Annotated in this window: 15 protein-coding genes; 7 read left to right on the top strand and 8 right to left on the bottom strand. The window is 62.4% G+C overall.

Features of this window, described 5'->3' with window-relative positions; genetic code table 11:
- On the top strand, positions 1–679 hold a 679-nt coding region (locus M9890_06850; protein ID MCO5176675.1), incomplete at its 5' end, for a hypothetical protein.
- On the opposite strand, the gene M9890_06855 is transcribed toward M9890_06850, so the two are convergent.
- Positions 676–1,224, bottom strand: a complete 549-nt coding sequence (locus M9890_06855) for a GNAT family N-acetyltransferase (protein ID MCO5176676.1) — start codon at positions 1,222–1,224, stop codon at positions 676–678. The two genes, M9890_06850 and M9890_06855, sit on opposite strands and share 4 nt — an antisense overlap.
- Before the next feature lie 175 nt (positions 1,225–1,399).
- Here M9890_06855 and M9890_06860 point away from each other — a divergent pair, with 175 nt between their 5' ends.
- Positions 1,400–1,999 carry a DUF937 domain-containing protein gene (locus M9890_06860; protein MCO5176677.1) on the top strand — a complete coding sequence of 200 codons (600 nt, stop codon included), beginning with the start codon at positions 1,400–1,402 and terminating at the stop codon, positions 1,997–1,999.
- Positions 2,000–2,070: 71 nt separating this feature from the next.
- Positions 2,071–2,361: a DUF1330 domain-containing protein gene (locus M9890_06865; GenBank protein ID MCO5176678.1), complete on the top strand. Its 291-nt coding sequence runs from the start codon at positions 2,071–2,073 to the stop codon at positions 2,359–2,361.
- 9 nt (positions 2,362–2,370) lie between these two features.
- On the opposite strand, the gene M9890_06870 is transcribed toward M9890_06865, so the two are convergent.
- Complete coding sequence (locus M9890_06870; protein MCO5176679.1) at positions 2,371–3,684, bottom strand: hypothetical protein; 1,314 nt, start codon at positions 3,682–3,684, stop codon at positions 2,371–2,373.
- Positions 3,681–4,274 (bottom strand): RNA polymerase sigma factor, encoded by a 594-nt coding sequence (locus M9890_06875; GenBank protein ID MCO5176680.1) that lies wholly within the window; start codon positions 4,272–4,274, stop codon positions 3,681–3,683. Before M9890_06875 ends, M9890_06870 begins: the two co-directional genes overlap by 4 nt.
- A 104-nt stretch (positions 4,275–4,378) precedes the next feature.
- On the opposite strand from M9890_06875, the gene M9890_06880 reads away from it, so the two are divergent.
- Positions 4,379–6,673 (top strand): DEAD/DEAH box helicase, encoded by a 2,295-nt coding sequence (locus tag M9890_06880; protein MCO5176681.1) that lies wholly within the window; start codon positions 4,379–4,381, stop codon positions 6,671–6,673.
- Here the strand turns inward: M9890_06880 and M9890_06885 are convergent, their stop codons facing one another.
- Positions 6,674–7,126: a restriction endonuclease gene (locus tag M9890_06885; GenBank protein MCO5176682.1), complete on the bottom strand. Its 453-nt coding sequence runs from the start codon at positions 7,124–7,126 to the stop codon at positions 6,674–6,676. It lies immediately after the preceding gene.
- Positions 7,127–7,176: 50 nt separating this feature from the next.
- Here M9890_06885 and M9890_06890 point away from each other — a divergent pair, with 50 nt between their 5' ends.
- Together M9890_06890 and M9890_06895 are read left to right on the top strand one after the other, a co-directional pair.
- The gene (locus M9890_06890; protein ID MCO5176683.1) at positions 7,177–7,374 is read left to right on the top strand and encodes a hypothetical protein; all 198 of its coding nucleotides are present in this window, start codon (positions 7,177–7,179) and stop codon (positions 7,372–7,374) included.
- Positions 7,375–8,966: 1,592 nt separating this feature from the next.
- Positions 8,967–9,161, top strand: a complete 195-nt coding sequence (locus M9890_06895) for a hypothetical protein (protein MCO5176684.1) — start codon at positions 8,967–8,969, stop codon at positions 9,159–9,161.
- A gap of 638 nt (positions 9,162–9,799) precedes the next feature.
- Here M9890_06895 and M9890_06900 read toward each other — a convergent pair.
- From M9890_06900 to M9890_06915, 4 genes are all read right to left on the bottom strand, one after another.
- The gene (locus M9890_06900) at positions 9,800–10,033 is read right to left on the bottom strand and encodes an AbrB/MazE/SpoVT family DNA-binding domain-containing protein (GenBank protein MCO5176685.1); all 234 of its coding nucleotides are present in this window, start codon (positions 10,031–10,033) and stop codon (positions 9,800–9,802) included.
- A gap of 287 nt (positions 10,034–10,320) precedes the next feature.
- A complete protein-coding gene (locus M9890_06905) occupies positions 10,321–10,917 on the bottom strand; it encodes a hypothetical protein (protein ID MCO5176686.1) in 597 nt (198 codons plus the stop codon).
- On the bottom strand, positions 10,914–11,327 hold the full coding sequence (locus M9890_06910) for a glyceraldehyde 3-phosphate dehydrogenase N-terminal domain-containing protein (GenBank protein ID MCO5176687.1): 414 nt from the start codon (positions 11,325–11,327) through the stop codon (positions 10,914–10,916). The genes M9890_06905 and M9890_06910 overlap by 4 nt, the downstream gene beginning before the upstream one ends.
- A 104-nt stretch (positions 11,328–11,431) precedes the next feature.
- The gene (locus M9890_06915; GenBank protein ID MCO5176688.1) at positions 11,432–11,617 is read right to left on the bottom strand and encodes a hypothetical protein; all 186 of its coding nucleotides are present in this window, start codon (positions 11,615–11,617) and stop codon (positions 11,432–11,434) included.
- A gap of 284 nt (positions 11,618–11,901) precedes the next feature.
- On the opposite strand from M9890_06915, the gene M9890_06920 reads away from it, so the two are divergent.
- Positions 11,902–13,332 carry a glutamine synthetase family protein gene (locus M9890_06920; GenBank protein MCO5176689.1) on the top strand — a complete coding sequence of 477 codons (1,431 nt, stop codon included), beginning with the start codon at positions 11,902–11,904 and terminating at the stop codon, positions 13,330–13,332.
- Positions 13,333–13,363 lie beyond the last annotated feature (31 nt).

A 13,363-nucleotide genomic window follows, 5' to 3' on the forward strand; every position in this document is an offset into this window, starting at 1 on the left:
GACGGGCCGGGCGCAGCCGAGTCGCGAGATGGTGCTGCGACTGGCTGAGCACCTGGAAGTGCCGCTGCGCGAGCGCAATGCGCTCCTGATGGCGGCTGGGTATGCGCCGGTCTATCCCGCGACGCCGCTCGATGAGCCGGAGATGGATGCCGCTCGGCAGGCGATAGACCTGCTGCTGGCTGGCCACGAGCCGTATCCGGCGCTGGCGATTGACCGGCACTGGAACCTCGTCGCGGCGAATCGGGCGGTTGGCATCTTCCTGGCGGAGAGCCCGCAGGTGCTGCTCACCCCGCCGCTCAACGTCCTGCGGCTGAGCATGCACCCCGACGGGCTGGCCGGGCGCATCAGCAACGCGAGCCAGTGGCGCGAGCATGTGCTGCATCGATTGCGGCAGCAGGTCGCGGCGACGGGCGATCCGGTGCTGGAAGCGTTGCTGGCGGAGTTGCGTGCCTTTCCGGTGTCCGAAGCTGCGTCGGAGCGGCACGAGCCGGTCATCCACAGCTCGGTGGCGTTCCCTCTGCGGATGCGGTCCTCGCTGGGCGAGTTGGCGTTCTATACGACGACGACGATATTTGGCACCGCGACCGACATCACCCTCGCCGAGCTGGCGATCGAGACGTTCGTTCCGGCGAATGCGGAGACGGCGGCGCTGTTGCAGCGCGCTGCGGAAGTGGGCTAGTCCGACTCTGCCCGCATCGCCTCCCACTCGTCGCGCAGGATGCCCATGTAGACGGCGTCATCGTACTGGCCGTCGCTCCAGACGTGCTGGCGCAGACGGCCCTCTTCAACGAAGCCGCAGGCGCGATACGCGCGGATGCCGCGCTCGTTGGCTGCGTGGCACCAGAGCCAGACGCGCTGCACGTTGCGATGGCGGAACGCGTAGTCGAGCAGCAGCCCGATCGCTTCCCGTCCGTAGCCCTGCCCCCAGTAGTGCGGATCGCCGATGGAGATGCCCAGCTCGGTCGTGCGTGCGATCGTGTTGTCGTTGGAGAGTTGGCACAGGCCAATGACATGGCCTTCCGCCTGGATAGCGAAGACGGTGCCGTCGCGACCACCCTCCGCCCAGCGGCGCTCGAACTCGGCCTCGACGCGCGCGAACGCTTGAGGCATCGGCGGATCGCCACCGCCGGCAAGCTCGACTGCCAGATCGTTGTTGAACTCCCAGAACCGTCGCAGATCATCGCGCTCGATCGCGCGGAGTATCACCCGGGGACCCGAGAGCATCGTTGCGCCTTTCGTTGATCGACAGTCACCAGCAGGGCAATGGTCGTGACGATATTCAGGACTATCATCCGCATTTCTGCAGCGCATTACGAATATCGTGCGATATCGGAGTATTATTGCTGAACAAGCGCGGTGCACTCCCGCGCTGGATGATGAGAAGAAAGGTGCGTATTCGATGGCATCACTCTCCGAAATGCTTATGCAGCAAGTAGCCGGTGCCGCGCAACAGTCCGGGCAGGCGTTGCCTGTCGACGCCGATCAGGGCGCGGCGCAGAACGGTCTTTCGGCGGCGATTCCGCTGCTGATGGCGGCTCTCTCGCGAAATGCTTCGTCCCCGGAAGGGGCCGATTCGCTGTTCAATGCCATTGAGAAGGATCACGATGGCAGCGTGATCGACAACCTTCCCAGCTACCTGAGCAACCCGAATCTCGATGACGGGGCCGGCATTCTGAAGCACGCGCTCGGCGACAACCAGTCGTCGGTCGAGCAGAGCATGGCCAAGACGACCGGGCTGGACATGGCGACGATCGCGAAGCTGCTGCAGTTCGCTGCACCGCTGGTCCTCGGCATGCTCGCCAAGCAGAAGCAGCAGAAGAACCTCACCTCCAGCAGTGGTCTTTCGGACATGCTGAAGTCCGAGCAGGATGCAGCCGCGTCCGCCAATCCTGACATGATGGACATGGTTGGCAAGTACCTGGATGCCAACAACGATGGCAGCTTCATGGACGATCTGCAGGGGCTGGCCGGCAAGCTGTTCGGCAAGCGCGAGGCGTAGATCGAACGCGTCACCGCGAGGGACTGGCTGGTCCGGCTCGCGGTGACGCACCGTCCACAGGAGAGCCCTGTATGGCAGCCTACGTTCTGGTCAACGTTCATGTTGACGACCCCGATGGGTATAAGGAATACACGGCCCAGACCCCCGGCACAGTCGAACGCTACGGCGGGAAGTTCATCGTGCGGGGCGGCGCGTACGAGACGGTTGAGGGCGACTGGAGCCCGCAGCGCATCGTCGTGCTGGAATTCCCGTCGATGGAGCAGGCGCGCGCCTGGTACAGCTCGCCCGAATATCAGGCCATCCTGCCGATTCGCCAGCGCAACTCAACCTGCCAGTTCCTGACTTTTGTCGAAGGCACATGACCCAACCGCTCACTGAGCCACCGGTCTGAACACCTCGATCATCCCGCGCTGCGGGTCGGCGACGTAGACGCGTCCATCGTCGTTGCAGGCGATTTCGAGCACGCTTCCTGGCACATTTGGGTTTCCCACCTTCGACCAGCGCGCAAGCTCCTCACCATCCATCGTCATCTCGGCGATATCAAGCGACGACGCGAATGTGATGAAGACCGTGCCGGATGGCCCGACGTCAAACGAGATCGGAGCAGGAGTGCGACCATCTTCGCCACGGTCGAAGGTGAGTGGCTCACCGATGAGATTGCCGTCCAGGTCGAAGCGCATGATCACGCTGACCGGATCGGGGTGCTGGTAGCCGTTGGCCAGGACGTAGAGCGAGTCGTCGTGTACGACGATCTTGCGGATGTCAGTCGGGAACAGGTTGTCACCGGCCCGGGTCCAAGCCTCGACAAACTCGCCATCAGTTGTGAACTTCTGTACGCGTGAATCTTCGTCTGCCACGTAGATATACCCGTGGGAATCAACCGCGATCGCGACCGCCTGGAAGATGCTCCCGGCATCCATGCTCACGGTGCCACCCCATTCGGTGACGACCGTTCCGTCGGGCGCGTACCCGATGATGCGTGGTGTCGTATTGCGATCGAGGATGTAGATCGTGCCGTCGTCGGCGACGGCCACATCATCGCGCGTGCTCATCGGCGCGCCCGTCGTGCCATAGGCGATGGTGCCGGTCTCGGTTCCGTCTGGCGCGAAAACATGCAGGGTGCGGACACTGGTATCGACCTGATACACCGCGCCATCCGGCCCAACCCGCAGCCCGCCCCACGAGTTGATGCCGGTCTGCCAGAAGTCGGCATGCGTGTAGCCGGTTGGCGCGAGCGGGGTCCCCGTTGGCTCCGGCACAGCCGTCGATGTTGGCGGGATGATCGTCGGCGTCGCTGGTTCCACCGTGACGGTTGGCGATGCCGTCGTCGGTGATGCGCCGACGCCCGGCGCTGCTGGCTGGGAACCGTCCGAGCTGCCGAACACTGCAACGAGAACGATCCCGACCAGGGCGATCGCGGCGATGCCGGCCACAAGCTCCAACCACGGCCGCATGCGGCGCGGAGGCAGGTCGTCACGAGTTGCAGGGCCCGGGGGCATCGCTGACATGGGCTTGCCTGTCTCGTGTCCGGCGGTGCTACCCTGCGAACCTGTGCTGATCGGCAGGCCGATGCGGTCGCGAATGCGGCGGTCGCGTGCAGGATCCAGTCGCACGGCGTGTGCGATGCTGCGCAGTTGCGCGTCAAGTTGGGGATTGACCGGCATGTCGTCGTATTGCTGGTTCATTGGTCAACCTCAAGAAGTTGCGCCAACTTGCTAAGAATGCGCGTCAGCCGCACCCGGACGTTGCCGGGCGAGATGCCGATGACGCGTCCGATCTCAGCGCTGGTTAACTCGGCCCAGTACCGCAACAGGACCAGATCGCGGTCGCTTTCCGGCAGATTGTTCAGCGCTTCGTGAATGCGCTGCGCGTCCTGGTGGCGCACCAGCGTCGTCAGTGCATCATCGGCCGGGGGCGAAGGTTGATGCGCTCGCTCAATCGTCTGGCGATGTCGATTGCTACGCCGCTGCTGGTCGACGATCTGGTTTGTCGCGATGGTGAACAGCCAGCTTGCGAACGATCCACGGTTGGGGTCGAACTGCGCTATGCGGTTCATCGCTGCGAGCATCGCATCGGCGACGATGTCCTCGGCGATCGACGCGCTGCCTGTCCGAGCACAGGCGTAGCGGAAGAGGCGTTCGGCGTAGCGCTCGTAGAGCGGCGCGAATGCCAGGCGATCGCGCTGTGCCGCTGCGACCAGCGCCACATCGTCGTCACGAACGGCGTTGGTGGATTCCAGCCCACCTGCCGATCGATTCGCCGTATCGCCTGCCATTCCACCCCCTCACTCTGTATACGATTTGAGGCACCTGGGTGTTACACCATATACTCCTCATCTAGAACATGCGTGCGAGGCTGAATGGTCTGCGGAGGAACCGGATGTCGCTCGACAGCTTTCTTGATCGGCTGAATCGTGAGCCGCGCTATGCGCCGTGTATTGCTGCCTGGCGCACGCTCCCGGCTCAGGAGGCTGTCACTGCACCGCTACCGGACGCGCTCGATGCGCGGCTGGTAAAGGCGTTGGCGGCGCGCGGCGTGACCCAGCTCTACAGCCACCAGGCCGACGCGTTTGACGCGATCGAGAAGGGCCGCCACACCGTCGTCGTCACGCCGACGGCCTCCGGCAAGACGCTGTGCTACAACCTGCCGGTGCTGAACACGCTGCTGGCCGACCCGACCGCCCGCGCGATGTATCTCTTCCCAACCAAGGCGCTGGCGCAGGATCAGTACGCCGGTCTGCAGTCGATCATTGACGCCGCAGAGGTTGACATCAAAACGTACCCGTACGACGGCGACACCCCGGCCGCCGAGCGCAAGCTGATCCGCCAGGCCGGCCACATCATTATCTCCAACCCGGACATGCTGCACTCCGGCATCCTGCCGCACCACACGCGCTGGCATCAACTCTTCGAGAATCTGCGCTACATCGTCATCGACGAGATGCACGGCTACCGCGGTGTCTTTGGCTCGCACGTCGCCAATGTCATCCGCCGCCTGAAGCGCATCTGCCGACACTATGGCTCGAACCCGCAGTTCATCCTGGCCTCGGCGACGATCGCGAACCCGGGCGAGCTGGCCGGTAAGCTGATCGAGGCGGACGTCGAGGTCATCACCCGCAATGGCGCGCCGCGCGGTCGCCGCGAGTTCGTGCTGTACAACCCGCCGGTCGTCAACCGCGCGCTCGGTATCCGTCGCTCTGCCGTGCTGGAGGCGAGCGGGCTGGCCAGCGAGCTGATCCGCTCCGACGTCCACACGATCGTCTTCGCCCGCGCTCGCACGACCGCCGAGGTGCTGTTGACCTACCTGCGCGAGGCGCTGCCGGCAAAGATCGGTCAGAGCAGCGCGATCCGTGGTTATCGCGGCGGCTACCTCCCTCACCAGCGTCGTGAGATTGAGGCGGGTCTGCGTGATGGCCGGATCAAAGGGGTTGTCTCGACGAATGCGCTGGAGCTCGGCGTCGATATCGGGTCGCTCGACGCCTGCGTCATGACCGGCTACCCCGGCACGATCGCCAGCGCCTGGCAGCAGGCGGGTCGGGCCGGTCGTCGCGAGGGCGTCGCGGCGGCGATCATGGTCGCGTCGTCCTCGCCGCTGGATCAGTTCATGGTGCAGCACCCCGAGTACTTCTTCGAGGGCTCACCGGAGAACGGGCTGATCAACCCGGACAACTTGCTGATCGTCGTCAACCACATCAAGTGCGCGGCGTTCGAGCTGCCGTTCAAGCGCGGGGAGTGGTTTGGCCACTACGAGCCGACCGATGCGCTGGAATATCTGACCGATGCGCGACTGCTCCACGAGGTGCGCGGCACCTGGCACTGGATGTCCGACACCTACCCGGCTGAGGACATCTCACTGCGCACGGCAGCCCGCGACAACGTCGTCATCATCGACAATGGCGATCGCAGCCGTCCCCGTGTCATCGGCGAGGTCGATGCCTTCTCGGCCCCGATGCTCGTCCACACCGACGCGATCTACATCCACGATGGCCAGCAGTACCACGTTGATGAGCTGGACTGGGAGCAGAAGAAGGCCTACATGCGCCCGGTGAACGTCGAGCACTATACCGACGCCAGCCTGTCGGTCCGTGTCGAGGTGATCGAGCAGTTCTCGGAAGGTCCGGCCGAGTCGGAGCGCGCGCACGGCGAGGTGATGGTCGGCGCGATCGTCACGCAGTACAAGAAGATCCGCATGCACACGCACGAGAACCTCGGCTGGGGCAAGGTGTTCCTGCCGGAGTCGCAGATGCACACGTCGGCCTACTGGCTGAGCCTGCCGCGCTATCTCTCCGAGCGCATGCACGAAGCGACGCTCAATGGCGCGTTGGCCGGCCTTGCCAATCTGATCGGCAACATCGCACCGCTTTACCTGATGTGCGACCCGCGTGACCTCGGCGTCTACGCCCAGATCAAGTCGCCGTTCACCGACTCCTCGACCGTGTTTATCTACGACAAGGTGCCGGGTGGCATCGGCTTCGCCGAAAAGCTGTACGACGCTCACGACCTCCTGCTGCGCGCCGCCCTCGACCACGTCCGCGCCTGCCCCTGCCAGGACGGCTGCCCCAGCTGCGTCGGCGTCCGCCCCTCCGAGGAAACGCTGCCCTTCGCCAAGCAGACGACGCGGCAACTGCTGGAGGTGTTGTTGATGCGGGGTGGAGGGTCTATAGGGCCGTCCTGACTATGTTGTTGGAGTAAAGATCCGTGCCTCGATCCCGGCGTATTCCTCCAAAAGGTGTAAGAGATGGCTTCCGCTTAGCAGTTCCAGAGGTTTCCCTGCAGCGAACTCGTACGCAGCGGGACCATAACCACTTGTCGTCACAAGAATGCCCTTCGAGGCACCTTCGTTTTGTACGGTACCGTACAAGTCGCGGACAGCGCTCACGCCAACGGTATCCTTGTATCGTTTGGCCTGAATAACGACTTTACCGCCGAATATCGGTCGCGGGTCGAAGGCGACGCAATCTACTCCACCATCGCGCGATGCCTGCGTGAGCCGAGTTTCCAGACCCATCTTTTCAAACAGATTGCTGATGAGCGATTCAAACTCACTGGGTGAAAGCTCGAGAAGATTTGGTCGCTGGTCAAGTGTTGAAATGACATCGACTTCTTCGATGAATCGTGGGTCGACCATGCTGAATATCGAGCGCAGGAGCCGTGTGCTCCTCGTCGTCGAAGAGCCATTTGACCGCGATCGTCGCATCGACGACGAGCTGGGGTCGCGGCGCGCTCAACGTCGCGGTTCGGAGTCGGCCTCCGCAATATGGTGAAGCTCATCGGCTCGATGCCAATCGGCTCGATCCGTTCACGACGCCGGAGAAGTCGCTCGATGACGGTTCTGCGCCGGTCGAGTTCCTCCGCGGTCGGCCTCGCCGATCGTGAAACGCCGACGCCCGAATTGGTGGTCGTGTGGAGGTCGTGGTCAGTTGCATGGTGCTTCATGCGTTCCTCCTCTGACGCCGTCTGACATGAGTATAGCGGCTGGGCAGGTACGCTACACCGTGCGTAGTCAGGAGCCCGATAAAGAACTGGTCTGAATCCGGATCTGCCGCATTGACGAAGCGCTCCTCTGCCAAGCCGACGACGCGACAAGTGCTGGAGGTATTGCTCGTAAGACCGCGCGGCGAGCTCAACTGAAGGAAGCTATCAATCGTTGGAGTCGTAGGGTTCGAATTCGGAGAGAATGCTATTCAGATTCAGCCACCGTGATCCCGAAGCAGCGCAAGCGGTGCTGTAGTTCGTCGTAAGTTTATCGTTCCTTGACGCGGGTTCGTGTATGGGGCCATCGACGCTTTCTGGGAGGCTGTCGGCTGGTGAGTACCGTGTCAGCAGTAAACGGGATCCAACAGCTTAACGAGCGACTTGAATGCCCTGATCGCAGGCGACTTATAGCGACTTTCCTTGCTGCCAGACGCTGAGCCGCGTTCTGCTCGATAGCCAGTTCCAGAATGCACTCCGAGCGAGCGCGACGCACCGGATCACTGTTCCGTCGCGGTTCCAGTTTGACTCCTATTGAGCGACTTGGATGGCTTCTGGCCGCAGGAGATGTCTGTTCATTGCAGGCGGCATGCATCCTGATCTTGCGAGTGATCTTATTCTTACTGCGCGAGATGGTCAGTAACAGACTCAAGATTCAGACGCTGACTGGCGTATTCGTCCATTCCTCGTGCTTGACTCAATCGAGTCTCTTAGACACGAGGCATGCATGGATTACGATGATCTTGACATGGCGCTTGGCTTTCGTGACGCGCTCTTTTCTTCGATGGTTTCATGACTACCTACGCCATCGTCGCTATCAACGCGAGACCTGGCGGGCTTCGTCGGTCTTGCAGATGGGAGTCGGCCAGCCCTGATCGCACTCGGTAGTAAATATGCGCTCGCAAAGAACACGAATGTGAAACCTATCTTCCGGTGCATGGGTATGGGGTCATGCATAAAGAGCCCGACGTTGAGCAGTCATCCGTCCCGCATGGCCTGGCGGGTATCGCCCCGGTTCAGAAGGCAGCGTATAAGGTCGCTGTCGGTTACGTTGGCGGTAGTCCGATCCAGAGCTCGTGCTCGAAGCGGCCGGCGAGGGTGTTGTGCAGTCGTCGGTCGGCGTGGACGAAGGGGCAGGTCAACCTGTTGGCGAGGGCGAGGTAGAGCGTCGTACAGGGCGCAACCGTGACGCACCGCGGCGTCGAATGCCGGAAGAACTGTGATCATCGATGGGTACGGTATGGGCCGGAAGTGCTGCGAGCGCTGTCATCGCCTGCCGGGCGGTCTCGACCGTCAACCTGTTTGGACGAAGCGTTACGAATCGCGTTGCCGACCTCGACCTGGAAAATGATCAGGCACGAAGACGGCGATCCGCGCGGCAGCGAGATCGTCGCCAACCGTCGCTGCTTCAGCCGACAGATCCTCGTCCTGCAGATACCACTTCACAGCGACGGATGCGTCAAGAACGATGATCCGCTGATTACTGGCCGCCGTCGTTGAGCTCAGAAGTCCGCGTCAATGAGGTCAACAGCGTTCATCCCAATCGGGCCGATGCGTTCTCGGATCTGGGCAATCTCCCCGAAGAGTGCTCTGCGCCGGGCGAGCTCTCCGGCGTCGGCGGCTCGATCGGCGGGATTTCGATCGCCGGACACGTGGCTGGCGTCGTGTCGTGGTGTTCCGGCTGTTGGTGATTCATCTCGGCTACCTCGATTCGCTTTGCATCGTTGATTATAAGGCGTGATCCGACTCCACACGTCGCACCGTGACGGTCCGCAGATGCCCGTTCTGGCCGTGTGGGGCGTTACACCCTTCAGCGTGCCTGTATCTTCCTTCTTCGCGTCGGCGACGCGGCAGTTGCTGGAGGTGCTGATGATGCGGATCGACGCGCCGGAGTTGCTTGCCGGGTCAGGCGGAGGGGCCAGACTCAGCGCGCAATGCTGGGATTTCGCCCGGTCGGCGCCACCGCCGCGAGCGGGATACCCAGGCGCTCGACTCGCGCGGCGACAACGGCGTCGGCGAACCCGAGCTTCGAAAGTGACGAACAGGTCTAGCGCTCGGAGATAGACACGCTTGTCGCCGCGTGGCAGCCGGAAGCCGACAGTCGAGATCAGCCCGAGCATCGCGGCGATCTCGGCTGGCGGAACCGCGTAGTGCTTCCTGACGCGAGGATACGGATGACCTCGTGGAGCACGACCTCGGTTGTCGTGACCTCTTCCTCGCCGCGCTCGATTGCCTGGAACAGTCCGCGAGTAGTCTCCGCCATCGCGTGCTGGGCGGGGGTCATGGGTTCGATCAGGTACCGAAGCGAAGTAGTTCGCGTCCAGAAAGATCACGGTCGCTCGGGCCTGTGGACGGCCGCATCGACGAGGTCGTCCATTGCCTCGTCGATCTCGGCCTCGAAGTCGGTGGCGGCGTCGCTGGGGCGAGCCGGCACCGCGCCGTAGAGGGTCTCTAGCGTTCGGGTGGTCGGACGTAGCTGTACTCCCTCTTCGTCGAGGACAAAGGTGACACTATCTGGCGTGCCCAGCCCCAATCGCTCGCGGACCTCTCGAGGGATGGTCACCTGCCCTCTCGCGTTACGGTCGATACGATGGTCTTCATGCCGCACCCTGGTAATGCATCGACAACGTAAGTAATGGCGATGCTACGGTAGCATTCTACCATCGTGGAGTCTGTGGTGATGACGTGTTATCCCTGCAGCGGTTGGGCTAAGAATCAACCCTTCATCAGCCCCGGAGGGTGTTCGTCCTGTCAGCCCGGGGATTCATTCCCCTGGGGCGTCGACATAGAAACACGCGGCTCCCAGTTCGAGAGCCGCGTGTTCTGTAACGATTCTGACGTTTTAACGAGCTACTTGCTGAGCAGCGCGCCAGTTTCGGCCAGGCGGGTGGCGTAGCCCCATTCGTTGTCGTACCAGGCGGCGACGCTGAGGAAGTGTTCGCCCATGACCTGCGTGATCGGCAGGTCGACGATCGAGGAATGGCTGTCGCCGACGATGCGGGAGGAGGCCCACTCGTCTTCCAGCACGTCCATGACCCCCTTCAGCGGCGCTTTCGCAGCAGCTTCACGGAATGCATTGTTGGCCGATTCGACCGTCACCGGTTTTTCGGTGATCAGGTTGAGCTCGGCGATGCTGCCGGTGCGAACGGGAATTCGATACGCCTTGCCGGTGATCTTGAGATCGGGCCAAATAAACTGCAACGCGCGGGCGGCTCCGGATGACGACGGGATGATGTTCTCGGCGGCAGCCCAGGAGTCGCGCACGTCCTTCATCGGCTGGTCGGTGAGCGCCTGCGTGTTGGTGTAGGCGTGGACGGTGGTGAAGAAGCCATGCTGCAGGTCGAACTGCTCACGCAGGATTTTGACAACGGTTGCCAATGAGTTCGTTGTGCAGCTCGCCATGCTGACGATCTGGTGCTGATCGGGATCATATTCATCGAGGTTCATGCCCGGTAGCCCGGCAGCAGGAAGGCGTCGGCGTCCTCTCGCGTCTTGCTGGCGGCGCTGATCAGCACGTGCTTCGCGCCGCGGTCGATGTGCGCCTGGGCACCTTCGCGCGTCGTTGTCCGACCGGTGCAATCGATCACCAGGTCGACGCCGAGCGCTTTCCAGTCTGGCAGTTCGTCCATCGAGTTGATGTACGTGATCTCGCGTCCGCCGATGACGAAACCATCTGGTTTCGCCGTGACCTCTTCGGGCCACAGGCCGTAGTTTGTGTCTGCCTCGAACAACGCCGCGAAGGTTCCGGTGTCGCGGGCGTCAGAAATTGAGATCGGGACGAAGCGCTCGTCGCGCAGTGCTGCCTTGAGCGTCGAGCGTCCGATGCGTCCAAATCCGTGGATCGCGATGCCTGCCATCGTTGTTACCCTCCCGAACGTCGTGGCTCGTGCGTTCGGCGGGCCTCATGCGGCATGTGTCGCACGTCGCTTGCCGTCCGCTCGGGAAACGATGGGCAGCGGTATTACACGTCGTCGTTGTGGCCGTCGTAGCCGGCCAGCAGGAGCGCGGCGGAGATGATCCAGACAATCATGATGACAAGCAGATGCTCATGGTCGAGCGGGCCGATGATGCCGTAAATCAGCGAACCGGCAATCAGCAGCACCCCACCGATGGTGAGCAGCCGTTTGGTTGTGTGGGTAGAACGCATGGAGGCCTCCACTCCGTTGGCACACACGTCCACTACCAGCGTAACAGATTTCGTGCATTCTGCCGAAGTGTGATCGTCTGGCGTTCGATGATGGTGCCAGCGGACTGCCTCAGCCTCGCGTTGCGATAGATCGAGCGGCGCTTGTTATACGCCGTTTGTGCGCGATGCATAAAGAATCGGCATGGATCTCATTTCAATGCACATACACCCGTGGCCGTGGCACCGGCAGAATCGATGCAGGTCGGAGGTCGGGCCGACCATAGACGCGGCACACGAGAAGAGGAATGACGGTGATCGAGGGGCTGCGCGATTTTCTCCACATCCACTACGACGAGCTCGAAGAGCTCAACCTGGCCGCCAAGGCAGACCGCGTCGCACGACGCGACCCGGACGCCATCAAGGAGGAGCGTCTTCGCTATCTGGCGAATGAGCAACGCATCAAGGCAGTGACGGTCGCATTCTCAGACCTTGAGGGCCGGCTGCACATGCTCGACTACGATAAGAAGTTCCTGCTGAAGGGACCGGATAATCTCACCTTCGATGGTTCGTCTGTACGCGGATTCACGCGCCAGAAGGAATCCGATCTGCGCCTGGGCATCGACTGGCCGGCCTTCTACTGGCTCCCGGCCGACACCTTCGGGCCGGGCAAGGTGCTGGTCTTTGGCGAGGTGCAGGAGCAGGACGGCACGCCGTATCGCGCCGACATGCGCGCCAAGCTCAAGGCGTTTGCGCAGGACAAGCTGGAGCAGGAGGGGCTGACCTGCTACGCCTCCAACGAGGTCGAAGGCATCCTGTTCAAGGGTCGCCACGCCGAGCAGGCGTTTGTCGAGACGGGCGAGTTTGAGCCGGTGACGAAGAGTGGTTACTACCACTCGCTGCCGAGCGACTACCTGCGCGAGTTCATCGACGCATCGGCTGAAGTGCAGCGCGCGCTGGGCTTCGAGAATGAGAAGGATCACCCGGAGGTCGCGCCGTCGCAGTTCGAGCTGAACTACTCCTACACCGAGGCGACGATCGCCGCCGATCAGGTGATGCTCTACAAGCTCGTCTGCCGCCAGGTGGCCAACAAGCTCGGCTACACCGCCAGCTTCCTGCCGAAGCCGATGACCGGCGTGAACGGCAACGGCATGCACACGAACCTGTCGGTGGCGAAGGACGGCGTCAACATGTTCTGGGATGCCGACGGCGAAGAGAACATGTCCGAGTACGCCTGGACGTTCGTCGACCGAATCCTCAGCAGCGCGCTGGATCTCTGCCTGCTGCTGAATCCGAGCGTGAACGGCTATCGCCGACTGGACCCGGCCTTCGAAGCGCCGAACGAGATCAAGGCGTCGCCGAGCGATCGCGGCGCGATGGTGCGCATTCCGATTGGCAACAAGAACTCGGCTCGCGTTGAGGTTCGCTCAATCGCGCCGGATGCCAACCCGTACATGGTGATCTACTCGCTGCTGCGCACCGGCCTGGAAGGTCCGCTGGTCAACGGCGCTCGCAATTCGAGCTCGATCCTGCCGGATAACATCTACGACGCGATCATGTACCTGTGTGGGAGCAGCCACACCGCCGAAATGCTCGGTCCGGAGGTGCGCGATCGTTTCGCTGAGCTGAAGCGGGCCTCAGCCGATCGCTGCCCACGACAGCTCGGCACGATGATCAAGCCTGGCGAGATTCAGTTCCACCACGAGGTGACCAACCAGCATCTGTGGCGACTGTTCTAACCCATCCCCTTCCCCACCACAGTCGGCGACG

Source organism: Thermomicrobiales bacterium, from assembly GCA_023954495.1.
Classification (GTDB): Bacteria; Chloroflexota; Chloroflexia; order Thermomicrobiales; family CFX8; genus JAMLIA01.

Coding starts and splice junctions, on each gene's coding strand:
- M9890_06855 (MCO5176676.1), bottom strand. CDS start 1,224: ATGCTCTCGGGTCCCCGGGTGATACTCCGCGCGATCGAGCGCGATGAT.
- M9890_06860 (MCO5176677.1), top strand. CDS start 1,400: ATGGCATCACTCTCCGAAATGCTTATGCAGCAAGTAGCCGGTGCCGCG.
- M9890_06865 (MCO5176678.1), top strand. CDS start 2,071: ATGGCAGCCTACGTTCTGGTCAACGTTCATGTTGACGACCCCGATGGG.
- M9890_06870 (MCO5176679.1), bottom strand. CDS start 3,684: ATGAACCAGCAATACGACGACATGCCGGTCAATCCCCAACTTGACGCG.
- M9890_06875 (MCO5176680.1), bottom strand. CDS start 4,274: ATGGCAGGCGATACGGCGAATCGATCGGCAGGTGGGCTGGAATCCACC.
- M9890_06880 (MCO5176681.1), top strand. CDS start 4,379: ATGTCGCTCGACAGCTTTCTTGATCGGCTGAATCGTGAGCCGCGCTAT.
- M9890_06885 (MCO5176682.1), bottom strand. CDS start 7,126: ATGGTCGACCCACGATTCATCGAAGAAGTCGATGTCATTTCAACACTT.
- M9890_06905 (MCO5176686.1), bottom strand. CDS start 10,917: ATGAACCTCGATGAATATGATCCCGATCAGCACCAGATCGTCAGCATG.
- M9890_06910 (MCO5176687.1), bottom strand. CDS start 11,327: ATGGCAGGCATCGCGATCCACGGATTTGGACGCATCGGACGCTCGACG.
- M9890_06915 (MCO5176688.1), bottom strand. CDS start 11,617: ATGCGTTCTACCCACACAACCAAACGGCTGCTCACCATCGGTGGGGTG.
- M9890_06920 (MCO5176689.1), top strand. CDS start 11,902: ATGACGGTGATCGAGGGGCTGCGCGATTTTCTCCACATCCACTACGAC.